Source organism: Acinetobacter genomosp. 33YU, from assembly GCF_001990725.1.
Lineage (GTDB): Bacteria > Pseudomonadota > Gammaproteobacteria > Pseudomonadales > Moraxellaceae > Acinetobacter > Acinetobacter seifertii.
This window is the reverse complement of the sequence record NZ_LFZQ01000013.1, coordinates 37,153-60,356: the sequence shown is the minus strand read 5'-3', so window position 1 is coordinate 60,356 and position 23,204 is coordinate 37,153. Positions and strand designations below refer to the sequence as shown.

15 protein-coding genes, 1 tRNA gene and 1 pseudogene are annotated in these 23,204 nt (G+C 38.1%); 8 read left to right on the top strand and 9 right to left on the bottom strand.

All coding sequences use genetic code 11. From position 1 onward, the window contains the following. Positions 1-8: 8 nt before the first annotated feature. The 3 genes from AC056_RS16770 to AC056_RS16760 are packed head-to-tail and all read right to left on the bottom strand — an operon-like array spanning position 9 to position 7,759. The gene (locus AC056_RS16770; RefSeq protein ID WP_077164270.1) at positions 9-3,182 is read right to left on the bottom strand and encodes an efflux RND transporter permease subunit; all 3,174 of its coding nucleotides are present in this window, start codon (positions 3,180-3,182) and stop codon (positions 9-11) included. Next, positions 3,179-6,340: an MdtB/MuxB family multidrug efflux RND transporter permease subunit gene (locus tag AC056_RS16765; protein ID WP_077164269.1), complete on the bottom strand. Its 3,162-nt coding sequence runs from the start codon at positions 6,338-6,340 to the stop codon at positions 3,179-3,181. Before AC056_RS16765 ends, AC056_RS16770 begins: the two co-directional genes overlap by 4 nt. Positions 6,341-6,349: 9 nt before the next feature. Then, a complete protein-coding gene (locus tag AC056_RS16760) occupies positions 6,350-7,759 on the bottom strand; it encodes an MdtA/MuxA family multidrug efflux RND transporter periplasmic adaptor subunit (protein ID WP_039255464.1) in 1,410 nt (469 codons plus the stop codon). A 284-nt stretch (positions 7,760-8,043) separates the two neighbouring features. Between AC056_RS16760 and AC056_RS16755 the strand changes: the two are divergent. Then, a pseudogene (locus AC056_RS16755) lies at positions 8,044-8,487 on the top strand (SgcJ/EcaC family oxidoreductase); the annotation flags it as partial. Positions 8,488-8,565: 78 nt separating this feature from the next. On the opposite strand, the gene AC056_RS16750 reads toward AC056_RS16755, so the two are convergent. Continuing rightward, positions 8,566-8,655: transfer RNA gene (locus AC056_RS16750), tRNA-Ser, on the bottom strand. Positions 8,656-9,005: 350 nt separating this feature from the next. Here AC056_RS16750 and greB point away from each other — a divergent pair. From greB to AC056_RS16735, 3 genes are all read left to right on the top strand, one after another. After that, positions 9,006-9,479, top strand: coding sequence for a transcription elongation factor GreB (gene greB / locus AC056_RS16745; protein WP_004699685.1), 474 nt, complete (start codon positions 9,006-9,008; stop codon positions 9,477-9,479). A 196-nt stretch (positions 9,480-9,675) separates the two neighbouring features. Beyond that, positions 9,676-10,650 carry a 3-oxoacyl-[acyl-carrier-protein] synthase III C-terminal domain-containing protein gene (locus tag AC056_RS16740; RefSeq protein WP_077164267.1) on the top strand — a complete coding sequence of 325 codons (975 nt, stop codon included), beginning with the start codon at positions 9,676-9,678 and terminating at the stop codon, positions 10,648-10,650. A 531-nt stretch (positions 10,651-11,181) separates the two neighbouring features. Continuing rightward, positions 11,182-12,294: a transglycosylase SLT domain-containing protein gene (locus AC056_RS16735; protein WP_004699682.1), complete on the top strand. Its 1,113-nt coding sequence runs from the start codon at positions 11,182-11,184 to the stop codon at positions 12,292-12,294. 91 nt (positions 12,295-12,385) lie between these two features. Here AC056_RS16735 and AC056_RS16730 read toward each other — a convergent pair whose 3' ends face one another. Further along, positions 12,386-12,772, bottom strand: coding sequence for an SCP2 sterol-binding domain-containing protein (locus AC056_RS16730; RefSeq protein WP_004699680.1), 387 nt, complete (start codon positions 12,770-12,772; stop codon positions 12,386-12,388). Positions 12,773-12,980: 208 nt separating this feature from the next. Beyond that, the gene (gene ttcA / locus AC056_RS16725) at positions 12,981-13,886 is read right to left on the bottom strand and encodes a tRNA 2-thiocytidine(32) synthetase TtcA (protein ID WP_019456587.1); all 906 of its coding nucleotides are present in this window, start codon (positions 13,884-13,886) and stop codon (positions 12,981-12,983) included. A gap of 504 nt (positions 13,887-14,390) precedes the next feature. Between ttcA and AC056_RS16715 the strand changes: the two genes are divergently transcribed. Both AC056_RS16715 and htpX read left to right on the top strand, forming a co-directional pair. Next, a complete protein-coding gene (locus tag AC056_RS16715) occupies positions 14,391-15,257 on the top strand; it encodes a lytic transglycosylase domain-containing protein (protein WP_139344672.1) in 867 nt (288 codons plus the stop codon). 257 nt (positions 15,258-15,514) lie between these two features. Next, positions 15,515-16,420, top strand: a complete 906-nt coding sequence (gene htpX / locus AC056_RS16710) for a protease HtpX (RefSeq protein ID WP_004699673.1) — start codon at positions 15,515-15,517, stop codon at positions 16,418-16,420. Positions 16,421-16,458: 38 nt separating this feature from the next. Here the strand turns inward: htpX and AC056_RS16705 are convergent, their stop codons facing one another. Together AC056_RS16705 and AC056_RS16700 are read right to left on the bottom strand one after the other, a co-directional pair. After that, positions 16,459-17,034: a DUF4112 domain-containing protein gene (locus AC056_RS16705; protein WP_077164266.1), complete on the bottom strand. Its 576-nt coding sequence runs from the start codon at positions 17,032-17,034 to the stop codon at positions 16,459-16,461. A gap of 72 nt (positions 17,035-17,106) precedes the next feature. Next, positions 17,107-20,202, bottom strand: a complete 3,096-nt coding sequence (locus tag AC056_RS16700) for a multidrug efflux RND transporter permease subunit (RefSeq protein WP_077164265.1) — start codon at positions 20,200-20,202, stop codon at positions 17,107-17,109. Positions 20,203-20,466: 264 nt separating this feature from the next. On the opposite strand from AC056_RS16700, the gene AC056_RS16695 reads away from it, so the two are divergent. After that, positions 20,467-21,606: a glycerophosphodiester phosphodiesterase gene (locus AC056_RS16695; RefSeq protein WP_068935462.1), complete on the top strand. Its 1,140-nt coding sequence runs from the start codon at positions 20,467-20,469 to the stop codon at positions 21,604-21,606. Between the two features lie 43 nt (positions 21,607-21,649). Here the strand turns inward: AC056_RS16695 and AC056_RS16690 are convergent, their stop codons facing one another. Then, positions 21,650-22,612 (bottom strand): MBL fold metallo-hydrolase, encoded by a 963-nt coding sequence (locus tag AC056_RS16690; RefSeq protein ID WP_077164264.1) that lies wholly within the window; start codon positions 22,610-22,612, stop codon positions 21,650-21,652. A gap of 107 nt (positions 22,613-22,719) precedes the next feature. Between AC056_RS16690 and AC056_RS16685 the strand changes: the two genes are divergently transcribed. Beyond that, entirely contained in the window at positions 22,720-23,094 is a 375-nt protein-coding gene (locus tag AC056_RS16685) for a diacylglycerol kinase (protein WP_004699662.1), read from the top strand. Positions 23,095-23,204 lie beyond the last annotated feature (110 nt).

Sequence of the window (23,204 nt, the reverse complement as noted above, 5' to 3'; positions counted from 1 at the left end):
ATACCCTCTTATTTCTTTAAGCCCATTTGTTTCATAGCCCATATGTTTTTAAACTTACGTTTTCCCCATTCGCTCAATTGGTCAATATATAAGTACATTACAGGCGTACTATACAAAGTTAATATCTGACTAATGATCAAACCACCCACAATCGATACACCCAAAGGCACATGTAACTCCGCACCGTCACCTCGGCCCAAAGCCAAAGGTAGAGCACCAAATAAAGCTGCAAATGTTGTCATCATAATTGGTCTAAAACGTAGCACTGATGCATCTAAAATCGCTGTTTCAGGTTTTAAACTTTGCTTTCGCTGCAAAGTTAATGCGACGTCAATCATCATGATGGCATTCTTTTTCACAATACCAATCAGCAATAAAATTCCGATGAGAGCAATTACGGTAAATTCCATTTTAAAAAGAATGAGAGCAATGAGCGCCCCTAATCCCGCAGACGGCAATGTAGAAAGAATGGTCAATGGATGAGCAAAGCTTTCATATAAAATTCCGAGCACAATATAAATCACGACAATTGCCGCCAAAATAAGTAATGGTTCTGAACTTAAGGAAGATTGAAACGCTTTTGCCGAACCTTGGAATGACCCACGTATAGAAGTTGGGACTTTTAATTCATTCATTGCATTATTAATTTGGACGGTAGCATCTGAAAGTGAATAACCATCATTTAAATTAAATGTAATGGTACTGGCAGCAAATAACCCTTGATGATTGACCGACAAAGAAGTATTCGCAGCTTTCCATGAACTAAATGTAGATAAAGGTACAGAATGCCCTTGAGCATCTTGTATATAAATACTATTGAGCGCTTCCACACTTTTTGCATACTCAGGTGCAACTTCCATGACCACATGATATTGATTCATCGGGTTATAAATGGTTGAGACTTGTCGCTGACCGAAAGCATCATTTAACGTACTATCGACTTGAGCTTGCGTTATACCCATCATTTTCATTTTGTCATGATCAAAACTAAGCTTGGTTTCTAACCCTTTTACATCCTGATCACTAGATACGTCGGTTAAAGCTGGCAGTTTAGATAAAGCAGCTTGAATCTGTGGTGTCCAGCTTCTTAGTGCAGTTAAGTCATCGCCTTGTAAGGTGTATTGATAACTGGCATCACTTGAACGGCCTCCAATATTAATATCTTGTACAGGTCTGAGACTAAAACGTATTCCTGCTTCATGTCCAAGAACTTTACGTAATCGAGCCATGATCTGGTCTGGTGTATCTGTTCTTTCACCCAAAGGTTTTAAAGCTAAAAATAAATTTGCCCGATTAAGTTGGGAACCTCCAAGTGTGCCCATTACATGGTCAACCGCAGGGTCTTTCCCAATCACGGCAATGTATTTTTTAAGCTTTGTATTCATTGCATCAAAGGAAATATTTTGGTCTGCAACCAAAGATCCCATCATGACCCCTGTATCTTGTTGGGGGAAGAAACCTTTAGGCACAGCAATATATAAGTAAACATTCAGTCCAATCGTAAAAATGAAAACAATCATCGTCATGGCTTTATGTCGCAATGCGACTGCCAAACTACGCTTATATAGCAGGGTAATTCGCCCAAATAAGCCCTGTTTTTTTAAATACTCATCATCGGATGCAACCAAAAGAGCTTCACTGTAATCGTCAGTTTTTGAAGCCTGTTCAGCTATCAGGTTTTCAGTGTTGGGCTGATTTTTCTTATTTCTTTTCAACCACCATGCACACAGCATAGGTGTGGTGGTGAGTGAAACTACCATTGAAATTAAGATGGCATAGCTTAAGGTCATGGCAAACTCATGGAACAAACGCCCCACAATTCCACCCATAAGTAAAATAGGTACAAATACCGCAATCAATGAAATGCTCATTGAGATTACTGTAAAACTAACCTCTCTTGCCCCCGTAATTGCTGCCTGCATGGGAGCAAGCCCCTCTTCCATTCGCCTTGAAATGGTTTCAAGCACAACAATGGTATCGTCTACCACAAACCCTGTCGCAATCGTCAAAGCCATTAAACTAATGTTGTTTAATGAAAAGCCTGAGGCATACATCAAAGCAAAAGTACCCACCAGAGAAATTGGTACAGTAATCGCAGGAATTAAAGTGGCTCGGCCATTTTTCAAAAATACGAAAACAACAATAATGACCAATATGATCGCAATAATCAAAGTCCGTTCAATCTCTCTTAAAGAAGCTTGAATGGTCTTACTACGATCAACCGCTGTATGAATTTCTATTTGTGATGGAAGTGCCTGTTGTAAGGTAGGCAACATTTGGTTAATGCGTTGAATGGTTTCAATTACATTGGCATTGGGCTGTTTAAATACCATAATCAAAACAGATGGTTGATCTGCATAGTAACCCGCATTACGAATATCTAATACAGAGTCTTTTACTTCTCCAACATCAGAAATTCTAACAGCTCCCCCATTTTTATAGCTCACAATTAAGGGAATATAGTCAGCAGCTTGTTTGGCTTGGTCATTTGCTTTAACTTCCCACAGCTCTTGTTTCTTTTCTATAAAGCCCTTAGGTCGGTTTGCATTTGTTGAAGTAATGGCAGAGCGTACAGTATCGAGCCCAATACCATAGTGCGCCAACTGGCTAGGGTTAAGCTCAACCCGTACCGCGGGCTGTGCTGCTCCCCCAATGCTGACATCACCAACTCCCTCAATCTGGAGGAGTTTTTGCCCCAAAATCGTATCGGCTGCATCATACATCTGGCCTCTAGATAAAGTTTTAGAGGTCAGCGCCAAAATCATGACCGGCGCATCAGCAGGATTGGCCTTTCGATAAGTTGGGTTATTTTGAAGCCCTGATGGTAACGAAGAAAGCGATGCATTAATTGCACCCTGCACGTCACGAGCGGCACCATTAATATCGCGATTTAAATCAAATTGAAGCGTAATACGAGTAGAGCCTAATGTACTTGAAGAGGTAATTTCATTTACCCCAGCAATACGTCCTAAATTTCGCTCTAACGGCGTAGCCACAGTGGCTGCCATCACCTCTGGACTTGCCCCTGCCTGTTTTGCCGTTACAGAAATAGTAGGAAAATCAACTCGCGGTAATGACGCGACGGGTAAAATATTAAAAGCTAAGAAACCCAGCAATACCAACCCAATACTCAGTAAAGTCGTTGCTACAGGACGGCGTATAAAAGGCGTTGAAATACTCATACTTCATCCACCCCAGACTTAAAATGTTCATAAGGTGGCAACTCGCTGGCATCTTTATCTGGACGGCGATTTCCTTTTATGCGCTGAGCCAAATGGTCAAAGGCAAGATAAACAACTGGTGTGGTAAATAAAGTAAGAAGCTGACTCAGAATTAAACCACCAATCATGGTAATACCAAGTGGGTGGCGTAATTCCGATCCCATTCCACTACCAATAACCAAAGGCACAGCACCTAATAATGCCGCCATTGTTGTCATTAAAATTGGTCTAAATCTTAGTAAACAAGCTTGATAAATTGACTCCATTGGGGTTAGACCCTGATGCCGTTCTGCATCTAGGGCGAAATCAATCATCATAATTGCATTTTTCTTAACAATACCAATCAGCAGCACAATGCCAATAATGGCAATAATGTTTAAATCATTATGAGTTAAGGACAATGCTAAAAGTGCGCCAATCCCTGCCGATGGTAAGGTCGATAAAATGGTGAGTGGATGTATGAAGCTTTCATAAAGCACGCCCAAAATAATATACATCACCACAATTGCAGCAATAATAAGCCATACCGTATTACTTAAAGAAGCTTGAAACGCAAGAGCAGCCCCCTGAAATTGAGTCATCAAACTATTTGGTAGCTTTAACTGTTGCTCGGTTTCTTTTACCGCTTGAACTGCTTGTTCTAATGACACACCTTGAGCAGTATCAAATGAAATTGTTGCGGTTGTGAATTGGCCTAGATGGTTAATCTCAAGCAAAGTATTTCTAGGTTGAATCGTGGCGATTGAACTTAAACGAACTGGCTTTCCACTGCTTGAAGGAATATATAAATTTTCTAAGGCTTGCAGACTATTTTGATCTTGATCGGATAGCCCAAGCACTACATGGTATTGATTAGTTTGAGTGAAAATAGTACTGATGAGCCTTTGCCCAAACGCATTATAAAGAATGTTATCAATATTCGCTGTCGTCACCCCATATTGAGCGGCGGCGTCACGGTTAATATCAACATAGACCTGTAAGCCTTTATCTTGCCAGTCACTTGCTAAATTTGTAATTTCAGGACGCAAAGACAACGCTTGAACAAGTTTTGGAATCCATGTCGCCAAGTCCTCAGAACGCGTAGATTGCACGGTAAACTGATATTGAGTTCTACTTTGTCTTGCATCGATTGTTAAATCTTGAGCAGGCTGCAAATATGTAGTCACACCTTGAGCCTTACTCAGGCGTTGTTGCAAATTACTAATAACCATCTGCACATCGGGACGAGCCGACTTATCCTTTAAATTAATTAAAATACGACCAGTATTGAGTGAGCTATTTGTCCCATCAACACCAATAAACGATGAAATACTTTGTACAGCAGGATCTTGCAAAATAATTTTTGCCGTTTCTTGCTGTTTAACGCTCATTGCCTGAAATGAAATCGTCTGATCAGCTTCAGTTATAGCAATAATTTGTCCTGTATCCTGAACAGGGAAAAAACCTTTCGGGATAAAAACATACAACATGACCGTAAAGACAAGCGTCGCAACCGTAACGACTAAAAATAGCCCTTGTCTTGCTAGTACCCAACGTAATGCTTTGGAGTAGACACCAATCGTTTTATCAAAAAAGCTCCCCATGGCATGATAAAAACGTCCCTGCTCTGCCTCATGGATATGTTTGAGCAATCTTGAAGACAGCATCGGTGTGAGTGTCAAAGAAATAAAAGCTGAAATTAAAATAGAAACAGCAAGGGTTACCGCAAACTCACGAAATAATCGTCCAACTACATCGCCCATAAATAACAGCGGAATGAGTACAGCAATTAGCGAAATAGTCAGGGAAATAATGGTAAAACCGATTTGCTCCGAACCTTTTAAGGCAGCCTGCATCGGCGGTTCGCCTTGCTCAATATAACGGGAAATGTTTTCGATCATGACAATGGCATCGTCAATGACAAAACCCGTTGCAATCGTAAGCGCCATCAAACTTAAGTTATCGACCGAAAAACCGATCAGATACATCACAGCAAAAGTGCCAACCAAAGAAAGTGGTAACGCCACTGCGGGAATAAAGGTTGCCCGTACACTACGTAAGAATAAAAACACGACAATGATGACCAGCACCATTGCCAAAACCAGCTCAAACTCTACATCTTTTAGTGAAGCCTGAATGGTCGCAGTACTATCATTTAAAATTTCCACATTCACAGATTGTGGAAAACTACTTTGTAATTTAGGCAGTATTTGCTTAATTTGATCCGCAACCTGAATGACATTTGCATTGGGTTGACGTTGCACATTAATAATAATGGCTGGCGTTTGGGTTGCAGCATTATTGCTAGTATGTCCAACCCATGCTGCTAAACGCACGTTTTCTGCGGAATCAATGGTCGCAGCAATATCGGACATACGAATTGGTGCACCATTTTTATAGGCAATAATTAAATTTTTATAATCATCCGCCGTATGCAACTGATCATTGCCATCAATGGTAGAGGACTGCACGGCTCCACTAATGGTACCTTTCGCTTGATTCACGTTAGCTGCCGTGACCGCTGTACGCACATCTTCTAAAGTCAGCCCCATATTGGCCAAAGCTGCCGAGTTTACTTGTAAACGCACTGCGGGGCGCTGTCCACCACTTACACTAATTAAGCCAACTCCACTCACTTGAGAAAGTTGCTGTGCTAAACGGGTATCGACCAGATCTTCCAGTTTAGTAATCGGCATTTCTTTAGAGCTGATTGCAATGGTCATAATTGGCTTATCAGCCGGATTTACTTTGCTATAGGTCGGTGGGGTAAGCAAATCGTTAGGTAACAAATTATTGGATGCATTAATTGCAGCCTGTACTTCTTGTTCAGCAACGTCCAATCCCAAATTTAAATTAAATTGCAAAGTAATGACTGATGCCCCATTGGAGCTAGTCGATGACATTTGGCTTAGACCCGGCATCTGCCCAAACTGACGTTCAAGCGGAGCGGTAATCGTTGAAGCAATAACCTCAGGACTAGCCCCCGGATATAGGGTCGTGACCTGCATAGTTGGATAATCGACCTCTGGCAATGACGCCACAGGCAAAAATTTCCAAGACACCAACCCACATAAAAAAATGGCAATCATGACCAGTGTAGTCGCCACTGGACGCTGGATAAATAAACGGGAAGGATTCATCGGAACTCCTTACTGCGCGTTTTGAGCAGAAGGTTGACTGGCTACAACACTTGATGTGTTAGCCTGTTCACGTCGATGTTGCCATTTATGCTGTCCAGTATCTGAAGTGCTATTTGCCTCTGGTGTGCCACCTTGCGCATTTTGATGCTGCCAGTGCCGATTACCACCATTTGTATCAGTAGCTTGCCCTGCACCTTGATGTCGTCCAGTACCAGCTACACTAATTTTTGCGCCATCTTTAAGTTTATCAACGCCATCTGTGACTACGCTATCATGGACTGTTAATGCCCCACTGGTAATTACGGTGTTATCACCTACAACAGCCCCAGTTTGAACATTCACAGCACTTACTGTCTGGTCAGAATTCACTTTATAAACAAAAGAACCATTGGCACCGAGTTGTAAAGCAACTGTTGGAACAATCATCGCATTGGCAATATTGCCTAAACTCATCCGAACATTAACGAACTGATTTGGAAATAAATGCTGGTTTTGATTATCAAAACTGGCTTTGATATTAATAGTTCCAGTATTGATATTGACCTGATTATCTAAAGCCACCAATTTACCATCGGCCAGTTTTTGAGTGTTTTGACGGTCCCAAGCTTCAACCTTAACGTTTTGGTTAGGGTTATCCATAAGTTGCATCAATTGCGTTAAATATTGCTCAGGTACTGCAAATACCACTGAAATATTCTTAAACTGAGTAATATTAGCAATGCCGTTTGCATCAGATGTCGTCACCATATTGCCAACATCTACCTGACGTAAACCTATACGCCCATCTACTGGAGATACAACACGCGTATAACTTAATTGGAGTTTTGCATTTTCAACAGCAGCCTGATCTGTCTTTAAGACACCTTCATACTGTTTGACCAACGATGCTTGAGTATCATACTGTTGCTTAGCAATTGAATCTTGCTTCCAAAGCTGAGCATAGCGTTGTAAATCAAGCTTAGCATTCGTTAACAATGCCTGATCTTTAAGTAACTGGCCTTGAGCTTGCAATAAAGTTGCTTTAGGGGCACGGTCATCAATAAGCGCTAAAAGCTGCCCCTTGTGAACATAACTCCCTTCTTTAAAATTAATTTGCATCAACGTACCATTAATTAACGGATGCACAATAATTGTATTGGTGGAGGTGACAGTACCTAAAGCTTGAATGGTTTGTTGTACATCTTGTTGCACCACCTTACTCGTGCCAACCACAATAGAAGAGTTGCCCCCTCCAAAATGACTACCTTTTCCTCTTTTATCCGAAGATGCACTTTGTGAAGACTTTAGCGGCTGATGTGTTAAATGCCAGATTCCAAACCCTACAAGGAATAGTATTAAAAACAATACTATATAGCTTAAAAATGACTTAGTTTTTGAAGGTTTTTTTATGACCTTGTTTGGTTCAGATGTGTCATTCATAGAATCATCGTACGCTTATTTTTTCATACAATATAAATATGCTTTTATGTTTAATTTAGACTTAAATGTTAACAAATCACAACACAATTGTTTGATTAAATTAAATTATTCAGCTTTCTTTAAATAATGATTTTAATAATTTAATTAAACTTATTTTAAATTTTTCATATATAAACTATTTATAAGCTATCAATATATATGCTGAAATAACAGTCTCAGTATAATTATTATAAAAAAAGATTGCTTCATCATTTTTCTAGAATAAATTTAAGTAAATAGATACAAATGGTAGGAATGGTATGAATCAAAAAATAACAAACCCAGAAGATATTCCTTTAGCATTTCAAATCGCATGGAATAATCATGATATGAAGGCCTTTGCTGCTCTTTTTCATCAAGATGCGACTTTCGTTAATCGTTTCGGTCATTACGTTAAAGGTGTTGATGAAATTGTTGCACTTCATCAGCCTATTCATGACACCATCTATAGCGACTCAACACTAGAGAATGAACTCATAGACATTACACCTATGAGTGATGATATCTGTATTTCACACTTTTGGAGTCGCTTAACTGCGAGCGTAGCTCACCCTCAGGGCCCCCATCAAATTGATACTCTCATTCTTACTGTACTCACCAAGAAGAACAATTCTTGGTACATTCAGGCGCTTGAAAATGTGACTTTAACAAACCCTCGAACGGGAGAGACCATACTTAGAAATATATAAAAGAGCGTAAGATTATTTTTAGTAATTTATATGTATAAAAAAAAGCCCTTGTCATTAACAAGGGCTTTTTAAGAATTTTGGCGGAAGCGGTGAGATTCGAACTCACGGAGGACTCACACCCTCGTCGGTTTTCAAGACCGGTGCATTAAACCGCTCTGCCACGCTTCCAACGAGCGCTATAATATAAATAAAAAGCCAACTTGGCAAACCTTTTTATTTAAGTTTTTATCTGAACGCTCAAAATAAAAACAAAAAACCTTTAATTTTGAGTTTTTATCTACCTATTACTACTTTTATGCCTAAACTTATCTTTATTTGGGAAGTATTAATTGTCTTTAACTATCCTTCATGCTTCACACAACTATATGATACTGGTCTATCTTTTTGATAACATAGTCATAAAGATAAAAAAGCTTTACGCTTTACTCAGGGTATTCTCCCCTTTTCAATTACAGATAAGTTTTAATTCCTGTTGTGGTTTCTAACGAAACTATCTATATGAAGAAAGTTTGAGCTATATGACGAACCGCAAACTATTAACGGCTGAAGGCTATCAACGATTACAAGATGAGTTAAACGATCTTGTAAGAAAAGAACGCCCAGAAATTACCAAAATTGTGTCTTGGGCAGCCAGTCTTGGCGATCGCTCAGAAAATGCAGATTATCACTACAACAAAAGAAAGCTACGTGAAATTGATCGTAGGATTAGATACCTCACCAAACTTTTTGAAGTTGCCCAAAAAGTAGAATATCGGCCGGAACAAGATGGTAAAGCCTATTTTGGAGCTTGGGTTGAATTAGAAAATGATGAAGGCGAAACTACTAAATTTCGTATTGTCGGCGATGAAGAAATTTATGGTCGCAAAGACTATATTTCTTTGCAGTCACCTATGGCAAAAGCTTGTTTAGGTAAAGCCGTAGATGATGAAATACAAGTTCAAACACCTAAAGGTAAAATGATTTGGTACATAACAAAAATAAGTTATCAGTAATTAATTCAGAGTATTCATTTTATTTTTTATTACAACCCAAATTATAATATTAAAAATATATTAATATCCAAATTTATACATATTATTTTATATAAAATTAGAAATCATTAAATTTAAAAAAGTAGATAAAATGCCATCGATAATTGATCAAAATTAAAACACAATTATATTTTTATATAAAAAGAGATTATTAATCATGAAAGGTATAAAAATTTCTGCAATATCTACTTATCACCCAAGAACAATTAGAAATAATGAATATTTTTTAAATAAATTTGAAGATAAAGATAGTTTAAATAGAATTTTTGAAAAAGTAGGAAGAAATAAAAGACATGTCATTATTAATGATGAAGAAAATGCGCTCACAATGGCAGTTAATGCATCAAAACAATTATTAAAAGATTATAACATTTCACATGACAGCATTGATATTATTATATTTTCTTCTACAACATTAGAATATCTATCCCCAACTAATGCTTTACTGATTCATTCAGAATTAAATATTAAAACTGACTGTATATGCTTTGATATAAATGCTAATTGTTTAGGAATGTTTGTTGCTCTTGAACAAGCATCCGTTTTGCTCGCATCAAAAGAAAGTTATAAACGCGCACTGGTGATTGGGTCTGATCATCTAACAATGCTTGGAGATGAAAAACAGGTGATTCCTTCAACAATTGTCGGAGATGCAGCAGCAGCAATAATACTAGAAAAAAATACCAATGATTCGGGCATTATTGACAGGATGTACCAAACAGATAGTAGTTTTTGTAAAACTATTGTTTTTCCTCCTCATGGCCTAACGAATTATCACAGTAAGGAACAAAAAATTCATTGGGCACCATTTACTGGTTTGGAAAGTGTGGAATTCGCGGCAGATGCACTAGATAAATTATTGAAGAAAAATAATTTAAACATTGAAGATATATCTTGTTTTTTACTATCCCAATTTACGAAATCAAATATTGATATTCTTCAAGATAAAATCAATATTCCCTCTGAAAAAATTGAATATATTGGAGATCAATATGGATATACAGGAGTAAGTAGTTTTTTTATTGCCTACAAAAAACGGTTAGAAAAATCACTTATAAATAAAGGTGATATTATTGTTTTTTGGTCTTTAGGAGCAGGTTATCAGACCGGTGTAATGCTATGGAAGATTTAATAAGATATAACTGATAAAGTTATTAATTGAGCTAAAAGATACTTTTTCTAGTGGTATCTTTTAGCTTTAATTTAAATGTAAACAAATTAAATAGAACTAAAAATCACTAAATTATTTTATTTTTTCAGTTATTTAAGCTATAGCAGTTACCTAGTATATAAATCAAATTTCACGTTGTAATAACATGATGGCTACAAAACGTAGCATTTCATACCCGATTTTCTCACACCACAAGTGTATAAATTTTCTTCCTTAATAAATTCATGGTGTTATGTTGATATATCCGATATTTAATTGTTCAAAATTTGACAAACTTTTTTTTGAATATTATGATGCGCGCATCTTAAATGTTGAGTATTTTTTAACCCAACTTAAAACTATGTAGATTTTCTACACAGTCTGTTTTTTCATTTCATGTCATTTTGAATGACGTCATGACTGCCCACCCCTTATTGAATTTATCAACTTTTAGAAGTTATGGCAGCTTTTTGTCTGGCTTTTAGGGCATAAATTATCTGTAGCGGAGACAACATGCACAGTAATTCAAGTTCTGGGTCGAGGCTTTGCCTTAACTCTTTATTTTCTTCTCTCCCATTGAAAGTTCTTGCACTCAGCACTATGTTTTTTCCCTTTCATAGTATTAATGCAGGAAAAACCCTACAGTACAATACTGTAGTTAACACAAACACATTAACGGTAGTTGCTGTAGAAAGCCCAACTACTGTTTTTAAAGAAGATCAATTTTTGCATGGCTTTGGTTATGACCTCGCTCGTAACTATGCGCAAAGCTTAAATGTAAAACTAGACTTCAAAATCGTGGCAGATAATGCCACTGCACTCAAATGGGTCCAGCAAGGTAAAGCAAATCTTGCCATGACGACCGCAGGCTTAAGCTCAATCGAGAGCAAAGGTTTAATGTCTTTTTCTGCAAGTTGTGGTGATATCGTAAATTTGCAAAAAAATGGATTAAATCCTGATTTAAGCTGGGTGTTTAAACAAGCAGATGATCCTCTTACACAAACTGCCAGTGGTTTTGTTTGTCAAAGCAAGCAAAATGGTCTGACTCAACAACTGGCTTCATTTTATAACCGTAACGTTGTAAAACCTGAGTCTTGGTCTACTATTCAACGTGATTTAAGTACACGTCTGCCCATTTACAAAGCTAGCTTCAAACAAAGCGCAGCAAAGTATGATTTAGATTGGCATTTGCTTGCAGCAATGAGCTATCAAGAGTCATATCTCAAGCCAGAGTCTGTTTCACCAACAGGCGTACGTGGATTAATGATGTTAACCAACAGTACAGCTCGGGCAATGGGTGTAAGTAACCGTAGTGATCCAGCGCAAAGCATTCAGGGCGGTGCGAAATATTATGATCTCATGCTAAGTGAGTATGATGATATTCCTTTCCCAGATCGTAACTGGTATGCCCTTGTGGCTTACAATATGGGTCCGGGTGCAGTCAACCAGATCCAGAAACGCTTACAGACTCAAGGAAAAGATCCGAACCAGTGGGTCAACCTTTATGAGTACTTACAGCGTAATCAAATGCGAAATGGTCGGTACAAACAAGCGGTACAGTATGTGACCCGTATTCGTGCTTATCTTGAGCATATTAAAACGGCACAACCTCGAATCAATATCTAATTTTTATTATTTAAAAGTTGATAAATTCAGTGTTTGTACAAATAAAAAGCTTACCTCTTGGGGTAAGCTTTTTATATGAATTCTTTTTAACTTAAGCTGTTGTTTGTTCTAATACTTTCTTGAACAAATCTTTTTGTTCTTGGCTTGGTTTAGCTGTTTGCAAAGCCATTAACTGAGACATATCGCCTTGAACTTTAATTTTACCAGTCATAAATGCTTGCATAGCTGCAGCCATATCAAACTCTAAGAATACTTTACGTAAAGTTTCAGCATCCATATTTAAAGTTGTTTTGGCATTTGAAGACAAACCTTTTTGGATTTTACCCCCATCTAAAGCTAATTCGGTATTTCCAGAAGCATCTGTAACTACTAAATTAATTGCCAAATTCGCAAGAGCTGGTGGCAAATTAAGATCACCTGCTTCAGCAGTTAATTTTTCGACAGTCGCAAACCAATCATCAGTTAAAAATGCAGGCATGATTCTTCCTCAAATTTATTTGTTCAATTTCTCTAGTTAGTTGTCTATCCAGACAACATCATATGAAGCACTTCTGCTTGTGCGTTGTTATAGCATGTAATTTTAAGGTTGGGCTATGACTTTTTGTACGGAACATTCATTTTTTAGTGTTTTGATACATTAAAGGCACTTGTTTATAAAGTGCCTTTAATTGACTTGTTCAAATATTTTATTCAGCAGCGAAACTTAAGTTCACTACATCTAAACGATTTTTAAGTTCTTCAGGGTCTTTAAAGTCGATCTCACGCTGAGAATCTAGCGCTTCAAAATCAAACAAATCACGGTCAGCTAACTGAGACGGAGAAACGTTTTGTAAAGCACCAAAAATACTGTGTAAGCGTTTCGGATATTGCTTATCCCACTCACGTAGCATTTCATTCAGCATGGCACGTTGTAAGTTCTCTTGTGAACCACAAAGGTTACACGGAATAATTGGAAACTTACGTAATTCGGCATATTTGATAATGTCTTTTTCTTCAACATAGGCCAAAGGACGAATCAAAATATTTTTCTTATCTGACGATAAAAGCTTAGGTGGCATTGCCTTTAAGCTACCGCCATGGAATAAGTTCAAGAAGAAAGTTGCAATGATGTCATCACGGTGATGGCCTAGCGCAACTTTGGTGGCACCAATTTCTTGGGCAAAGCCGTATAGCGAACCACGGCGCAAACGTGAACACACTGCGCAGTATGTTTTACCTTCAGGTGTTAAACGCTTGGTAATGGTATAAGTGTCTTTTTCCAAAATGTAATATGGAATGTTATTTTCTTCCATATAACGTGGTAAGACATCTTCTGGAAAACCCGGCTGCTTTTGGTCAAGGTTAACCGCAACAATGTCAAAATTGATCGGTGCAACACGTTTGAACTGCAACAAAATGTCGAGCAAGGTATAACTGTCTTTACCACCAGACACACACACCATGACCTTGTCACCATCTTCAATCATATTGAAGTCACGAATGGCATGTCCAACTTGACGGCGAAGCTTCTTAAGCAAACGATAATAAACCGAGCTTGTTGGAAGTTCAGGCTTAAAATTAAATCCTTCGTTGGACTCAACTGGCGCGTACATAGACGAGATATACCCATAAATAAAAATACCGCGCAATTTTATATGATTCGGACGGGAATCGCATCAAAAGAATAGTTTCAATTCTTGAAGTCGTCATAATGCTCAGGCATGATGCAAAAGCCGTGCTCCATTTTGACCGATGAGTTCATTTTTTGCGCAAAATGCTTACTTTTTGGACTTTTCCACAGTTTTCCACAAAACCTGTGGATAAAATTGTGGATTTCTTCATGCTTGACAAACTGTTTTCACCTTCTGTTAAGGGTTTTATTTAAATTGATCATTTTTTAACCAATCATTTTTACCTTTAATTTTCAAATAGTTATTCAAGTCAATAGAATCATTTTAAAAATTTTTTTTAATTTTTTTTGATGATCATTCGAACAAAACAGCTTGATTTTTTTAAACAGCCAAAATAAAAAAAATTACACAAAACTTCTTTCTTTAATATTTTTTGATAAACTCTTTGAGAAGTCTCGAATACCTTAAAATTGTGAATAACATAAAATGAAAAATTCGGTTCAATATCTTTTTTCTTGTTTGCTGGGGATGACCACTTTTTCGGTCGGTGTAACGTCGACTTTTGCAGGTCAGATGTACGTTTACCAAGATAAAAATGGCAGTACTTTACTGACCAACCGTAAAAGCTATGATAATTCACTCAAGAAAGTAAAAGTGACTTACTATCCTGATAGTAATATTCATAGTTATACAAACTGGGGCGCTTCAGAAGCTTCTGTTCTACCGAGCTATAGCAAAAATAAAAATGCGTTTGACCATATTATTAGGCAGGCGGCACAACAGCACGGTGTATCTGAAGGTCTAATTAAAGCAGTCATGCATACCGAATCGGGTTTCAATGTAAATGCCCACTCTCCAGTCGGTGCCCAAGGCCTAATGCAACTCATGCCAGCCACTGCCCGTCGCTTTAACGTTTCTAACGCTTACGATCCTCAGCAAAATATCTTTGCTGGTGCGAAATATCTAGGCTGGTTGCTCAAGCGTTTTAATGGCAATACGCAAATGGCACTCGCAGCCTATAATGCTGGTGAAGGCAACGTTGATAAATACGGTGGCATTCCCCCATTTCGTGAAACCCAAGATTATGTTCGCCGAGTAACCAGTCGATATCAGAACTTATATTCTGCTGGGGTAAGCCTTTCATCTTTTACGAACTCAAATATTTCTACCCAGGCTGTAAGTCGTCCAGAGCTACCTCAAGCCACCACAACACAACAAGTATCGGCTAAACCTGTTAAATATTCTTCTGCACGCCAAATTGTGACTTTGGCTGATGGTACCTATACTGATGCACCTACAGGAACTTATGTCACCAATAACGCAACAGCAATTGCGCATATTAGAATCGAGTAAATTGAAACAACTCATGCATTGCAGTTAATCTTTTAACGAGGCCCATTGTCTAAAAATTGTAATGATCTATTACCCATACCTCTGTGTTTAGATGGGCCGTATAAATAACTTGTTTAATTTAAATACATTCTTATCCACTAAAGAATGTATTGATTCCTTATTTTTTTCTTGAATTTTTCCCCTAAGCGCCGCATATTAGCTAAGTGATTTATAATTTATAAATCAGATAATATTTTATTTATAAGAGGATTTTCTCAATGATGCGGATTGGTTTGTTTTTGCTTACCAACCTCGCGGTACTGGTTGTAGCTGGCATTATTTTGTCACTCTTCGGTGTCGGTAGTTACCATGGCGCGGGTGGCTTGAATCTAGGCAACCTTTTAGTCATCTGTTTTGTGTTTGGTATGGTGGGCTCATTAGTCTCTCTATTTATGTCCAAATGGATGGCTAAAAAAACTACTGGTACAGAACTGATTGACCCAAATGCTCCTCGTAACCAAGCTGAAAGCTGGTTATTGCAAACAGTCGCTGAACTTTCTCAACGTGCTGGTATTAATATGCCAGAGGTTGGTATCTTTCCTTCATATCAGTCTAATGCCTTCGCAACAGGCTGGAATAAAAATGATGCCTTAGTTGCCGTTTCAAGCGGTCTACTTGAGCGTATGAACAAAGATGAGCTACGTGCAGTGCTTGCGCACGAGATTGGTCACGTTGCAAATGGTGACATGGTCACATTGGCACTCATCCAAGGTGTTGTAAACGCCTTTGTTATGTTCTTTGCTCGCGTAGTAGGTGACTTTATCGACCGTAATGTTTTTGGTCGTCAAGACAATGAAGCACCTGGTATGGGTTATTTCCTCATTACGATGGTTTTAGATATCGTATTCGGTATTCTAGCTTCTGCTATTGTGATGTGGTTCTCTCGCTACCGTGAATACCGTGCTGATGAAGCAGGTGCACGTTTAGCTGGTAAACAAGCAATGATTTCTGCTTTATTACGTTTACAGGCAGAAACAGAGTTACCTGACCAAATGCCAAAAGAAATGAAAGCGTTCGCTATTGCGGAAGGTAAAGAACAAGGCTTTAGCTTGGCTGCATTGTTCCAAACTCACCCTTCGATCGAACAGCGTGTTGCAGCGCTACATCAGTTAGATTGCCCATAACACAGTGAATGAAAAGCCTCCAGTTGGAGGCTTTTTTATTAGGCTGAATGGGCAAGTGCCCAAAGAAAACTGATTCCCCACCACATTGCAAAACCAATCAAAATAAGCACAAACACCCCCAATAAATCGGGTATATGTAGCCATAGCCAACTCACAACAGGGTTACGCCAGAAAGCTGACTGTTGCTGCTTCTTTTCAAGCTTTTCATGTAAATACGGATGGACAACATGCATATCACTTTGAATCGCATATTCTTCACGAATGTGGGTATGGACGACGTCTAACGCTTTTCTGCTAGGACGTATAAAAATATCGAAAATAGTCCCAGCAACTGGAACACAACCCACCACAGCATCGACTACAGCCAATTTTATAACGGGAGTGAGCTTATGCTGCGGTACACCAATTTGCTTGGCTTTATATATGGCATAGCAAGTCAGAACAAACCCCGCTACATCACCCGCAATAGGAATGGTACTTAGGGCCGCATCGGCCCCAATACCCTGCTTTGTAAAAGGAATACGGACTGCGCTATCCATCATGGTTGCGAATTTAGCCAGATCTCGTTCTAATGCGATGACCTGTTGCTGTGTTAGTTTTTTTTCTTGAAGCATCTAAATCAAATATATGAAGAGAAGTTAAACTTAATATACTTGATTTAATACCTCTTTTTAAATTGTTTACTTTTAACTCGAAGCTTTCGACTTAAACAGTGAGCGTAATAACACGTACATCACTGGAATAAAGAATAAAACCAGCACAGTACCAAACATCACACCGCCTAAGATACTAATACCAATTTCTTGACGGCTCACCGCACCAGCACCCTGTGCAAACACAAGTGGAATCACACCAGCACCAAAGGCTAAAGAAGTCATTAAAATCGGTCTTAAACGCAAGCTCGCGCCTTCTAGAGCAGCCTGAATAGCATTCTTTCCTTTCTCTTGAGCTAATGCAGCAAACTCAACAATTAAAATTGCATTTTTACATGACAACCCAATCGTAGTTAAAAGTGCAATTTGGAAATACACGTCATTTGGTAAACCAAAGATATAAGAGAAAATAATGCTTCCCCCTACACCTAATGGAATAGAAGTCATTACGGCAGCAGGAATACTTAAACTTTCATACAAAGCAGCTAAACATAAGAAAATAAAACCTGCCGAAATCAGATATAACCATACAGCCTGATTCGTTGACTTCTGCTCTTCAAAAGACAAGCCTGTCCAAGCTAAACCTATATCTTTTTGTTGATTTACAAGTTGTTCAACATCCATCATGGCTTGACCAGAACTGCTACCACTCGCAACATCTGCCTGTAACTGTAAAGCACTATATCCCATATAGCGTTTCACAATTTCTGGCGCCCCGCCCCAGCTAAAGTTTGCAAATGAGCTAAAAGGCACCATTTCATTTTGGCTATTACGCACAGACCAATTATATAAATCTTCAGGTTTAGATCTAAACTGGGCATCACCTTGAATCATGACGCGTTTAATACGGCCCCGATCAATAAAGTCATTTACGTAAGTTCCACCCCATGCACTCGATAACGTATTATTAATTGCTGAGAGTTCCAAACTATTTGCCAAAGCCTGTTTCTGGTCAATCTTGATATTCAGATTCGCTTTACTATTGGTAGACTGCTTATCAAAATTTTCGAAAGTTGAATAGTTTTTACTTTGAGTTTGTAACTGTCGGAACATCCCATCTAAGAAGTTTTGACCCTGACCATTTAAGTCCTGAATCCAAAAATCTAGACCATCCGTTTGGCCTAAACCATTTACTGAAGGTGGTAAGGTCACATTAATTTGAGCATTATTTAAATGACTAAAATATTTCATTGCACGCTTTTGTATAGCGTCAGCGGAGTTTTCTTTTGCAGTACGGACATCCCAAGGTTTTAAAGCAACAAAGCCTTGTGCTAAATTTTGTCCGGTACCGGCATTATTTCGACCGTAACGAATTAAAACCAAATCAACATTTTTATCTTCTTGTTTCAGAAAGTATTGGCGTACTTGCTCACCGATTTTCTGACTTTCAGAAATTGGAGCACTATCTACCAATTTAATTTGAACGCTTAAAATACCTTGGTCTTCTTTAGGAATAAATCCACTTTTTAAACCACTATAGAACAGCGTAAAAACTGCTATGAGCGCAACAAAAATCACAATAACTGATTTACTGTAATCAATACTCGTCTGAACAAGCTTGATATATTTATTCTTAAGTTGATCAATTTTTTGGTTAAACCAAATTGCCCAACGCTTAGGTTCAGAGTTCGGTTTTAAAATTAATGCACATAAGGCGGGGGTTAATACAAGTGCAACAACCAGCGATAGTGCCATAGCGGCAACTAAAGTAATGGAAAACTGGCGGTAAATCACCCCAATTGAGCCACCTAAAAAAGACATTGGAATAAAAACTGCGGTTAAAACCAAAGTAATCCCAACCAAGGCCCCACTAATTTCACCCATTGACTCAATCGCAGCTTCTTTAGGGCTTAAATGCTGTTCATGCATAAGCCGTTCAACGTTTTCAACCACCACAATTGCATCATCAACCAACAAACCTATGGCGAGTACCAATGCAAATAATGTCAATGTGTTAATGCTAAACCCGAGCACATATAAGACAGCAAAAGTCCCTAGAATAACAACTGGCACGGTAATACTCGGAATAAGAGTGGCGCGCCAGCTTTGTAAAAATAGGAACATGACCAAAATAACCAGAATAATCGCTTCTACAAGGGTCTTAACAACTTCCTTAATTGACTCTTGAACAAACGGCGTATTATCTCGTGGATAAACGATCTTATATCCGGCTGGTAATTTAGTTGCGAGCTGATCTAAGGTTTGATGAATGAGCTTAGAGGTCTGAATTGCATTTGCACCAGAAGATAATGAAATACCTAAACCTGCCGCAGGATAACCATTAATCGTATTAAAGGACTGGTAGTTCTCTGCACCAAGCTCTACTCTAGCAATATCTTTTAAGTAAACATAACTCGCCGTCTTATTCGACTTTACAACAATATTTTTAAAATCATCGACTGTTTTTAATCGAGATCCAGCCGTCACTTTTGTATTTAAATATTGTCCATCAATGACTGGTAAATCACCAATTGCACCTGCAGCAACTTGGGTATTTTGGGCAGTGATTGCGTTGGCCACATCACTTGGCATTAAATTATATTGTTTTAACTTGTCCGGATTTAACCAGATACGCATCGCATATTGCGAACCAAATACATCAGTTTCACCCACCCCTTCAATACGATTCAGGTTATCTACCACGTGCGTAGTTAAATAGTCTGATAGCTCAATATTTCCCGTTTTACCTGTCGAGTCATATAAGCCAATTACCATAAAAGTATCACCTAGTGACTTACTGACTGTCACACCTTGGCGCTGAACTTCATCGGGTAAACGGCGTATGACACCGCTAATACTGTTTTGGACTTGGACCTGAGCAGTGTCTGGGTTGGTTCCATTATCAAAACTAATGGTAATTCGGCTACGTCCCGATGAATCACTTGATGAACTAAAATAGAGTAAGTGGTCAATACCTTGTATTTGCTGTTCTAAAATTTGAGTCACACTTTGCTCAACCGTTTGCGCATCTGCACCACTATAGTTGGCTGACACTGTAATCTTCGGCGGCGCGATATCTGGATATCGTTCTACAGGTAAATTCATGATCGAAAAAATACCGAAAGCCATAACAATGATCGCCAGAACATTGGCAAAAATAGGACGTTCAATAAAAAATTTAGATAGCATGGCTGCCCGGTATAATGTCGTTAATTAACAGAAATAAATGCCGCTTTGAGACCATGTGATCATCAACGAGCAATGTAAAAAAGACAAGTAGAAATAAAACAATAAATGTAATTAAGACAAAAACAAAGCGCGTTTGAATATTTCCAACAAAGCAATAAAGAACCAGTTAACTAGTGTCACTTAAAATTCATGAATTCTTCATGATCATGTCAAACTAAATCTTAATACTTGAGTCGTTTCAACTAAAACAATATGAGTAGAATTATGTTTAGAAAAGCACTTTTATGCTTAAGTTTAGTTAGCTTGGTCGGTTGTAATGACGATGATAAAACTGAAACGACACCAACTACACCAGAATATCAACTTCCTAAAATTTTAGTAATCGGACACCGTGGCGCTAGCGCTTTACGTCCTGAGCATACGTTAGCTTCATATCAAAAAGCGATTGATGATGGTGCTGACTTTATCGAACCCGATTTAGTGTCAACAAAAGATGGTGTATTGGTTACGCGTCATGAAAACGAAATTGGTGGGACTACCAATATCAGTACCCTTACCCAATTTGCGGACCGTAAAACCACCAAAAATATTGATGGCGTTAATTTAACGGGTTGGTTTACTGAAGACCTCACCTTAAATGAATTACAACAAGTTAAAGCACGTGAGCGTATTCCTGAGTTCCGACCAGCAAATACAGCTTACAATGACCTCTATTCAATTCCGACGCTCGAACAAGTCATTGAACTTGCCGAAGCAAATTATAAAAAAACTGGCAAGATTATTGGTTTATATATCGAAACTAAACATCCGACTTATTTTAAAAATAAAAATTTGGCTATGGAGGACACACTTCTTAAAACTCTAGCCAAGTATCAATATACACGTGATATCGCACCTATCTATTTGCAGTCTTTTGAAGTCAGCAATTTAAAATATTTAAAAGATCAACTTGACCTTCATAAGACACTTAAACATGCACAAATCATTCAGTTATATGATGCAAAAACATCTCGACCAGCCGACTTTGTTGAATCTGGTGTATCTAAGACGTATGGTGATTTGGCCACAGCACAAAGCTTAAAAGATGTTGCTAAATATGCAAATGGCGTTGGCCCAAGCAAAAACTATATTCTTAATTTCAATACTGATGGTTCAGTACAAACCACTTCATTTATTAGCGATGCACATGCCGCTGGCTTAAAAGTACACCCATATACTTTCCGCCCAGAAAACAACTTTTTACCACAACCTTTAAAATGTAGCGATAAACCTGCTGAACGTTGTCCAACAGGTGCTTTAAAAGAGTTCGAAGCATATTTTAAAGCAGGTGTAGATGGTGTCTTTACCGATGATCCTGCACTTGGCCGTCAAGCTGTGACTAATTTTGAGAAAACAACAAAATAATTAAATACTTAATAAAAAATGGGGCATTGAATGCCCCATTTTTTTACTTCTCAAGACTGTTATTAAAATATAAAGGAATCCACTGATATTGCTCTGCATTCACTTTATATACATGGCCAATCCCCGGGAATGGCAAATGTGGAGCAGCTACCCATTGCTGTTTATTTGAAATTTCAGCAAACATTTTCAAACGAGTGTTAATTGCCTGCTCGGAATTTACATCAAAATCTACGCCAGTTTTTGGAGCATCAAACTGCAAAGAATGTGAGTGGACAATGTCCCCTACAAAGACAATTTGTTGACCCTTGCTCTTTAAACGGAAGCTATGGTGACCCGGTGTGTGCCCTTGTGTATTGATTACTTCAAAACCTTGAATGACATCACCATCTTTAAAGGTTTTGAATGCTTTTCTCGCCTCATAAGGTGCAAGTGCAACTTTTACATTTTTAACAGTGCCTAAATAATTTTCTTTTTGATTTGCTGGTACTGTTTTTTCAGAAGCTGGGTTTAACCAGTAATCTGCTTCACGTTCATGCGCATAAATAGTTGCATTAGGAAATACTGCTTTTCCATCTTTAGCAATTCCACAAACATGGTCTGGGTGCAAATGTGTCAATAAAACCGTTTTCACGTTAGCAAGCTGATAACCTGCCAATTCAAGATTTTTAGCAATTGAACCCAACTGTGGGCCAAAACAACTTGAAGCTCCACTATCAACAAGCGTCAAACTTTTGCCGTCATCTACTAAAAATGCATTTACAGAAGTCTGGATGCCCTTCTCATTAACAGCGGCATACTTAGTTAAAATTTTAATCTTCTCAGCCTGACTCAAATTTTTGAATAATTTAGGGTCTAAATAAATGGTGCCATCAAGTAAAGAGGTGATGCGATAATTACCAAATTGATGCTTATAATATCCCGGTACTTGCTGAGCTGAAGCAGGCTCTGCATAGCTTACATGTAAGCCACCCATGACAAGTCCTAATGCTACAAATAGTTTTTTCATCTCTTCTTCTCTATCAAGTTATAAAGTCAAAATCTTTAAAAAAGATTTAATATTTTTTTTGAGGGCCGCGATATATAATGCATGAAAAGTGTTAAAAATATAAGTGAATGAATAGTTATTCTCCCTACAAAGGCAAAAGCGGACTCAAGCGCATCTTGAATGCGACAGGTTATTCAATTTCAGGATTTAAGGCAGCTTATAAAAATGAAGCCGCTTTTCGACAAATTGTTTTAATTAATGTCGTGCTTATCCCTACTAGCTTTTTCCTAGATGTGACTCGTGGCGAACATGCACTTATGGTCGTTGTATGTTTATTTGCAATTATTGTAGAGCTATTCAATTCTGCGATTGAGGCAGTAGTTGACCGCGTATCACTTGAAAAACATCAACTCTCTAAAAATGCCAAAGATATGGGAAGTGCTGCACAGTTTGTTGCACTGTCTATTATTGCAGTGACGTGGCTTATCATTTTATTAGGCTAAAAAAAACCATGCTTATAAAAGGATAAGCATGGTGTAACAAAAAAGAGGAACTACAGCTACTGTTCCTGACTATAAGTTTAAGAATATCAACTTAACTTTTTCTTAATTTA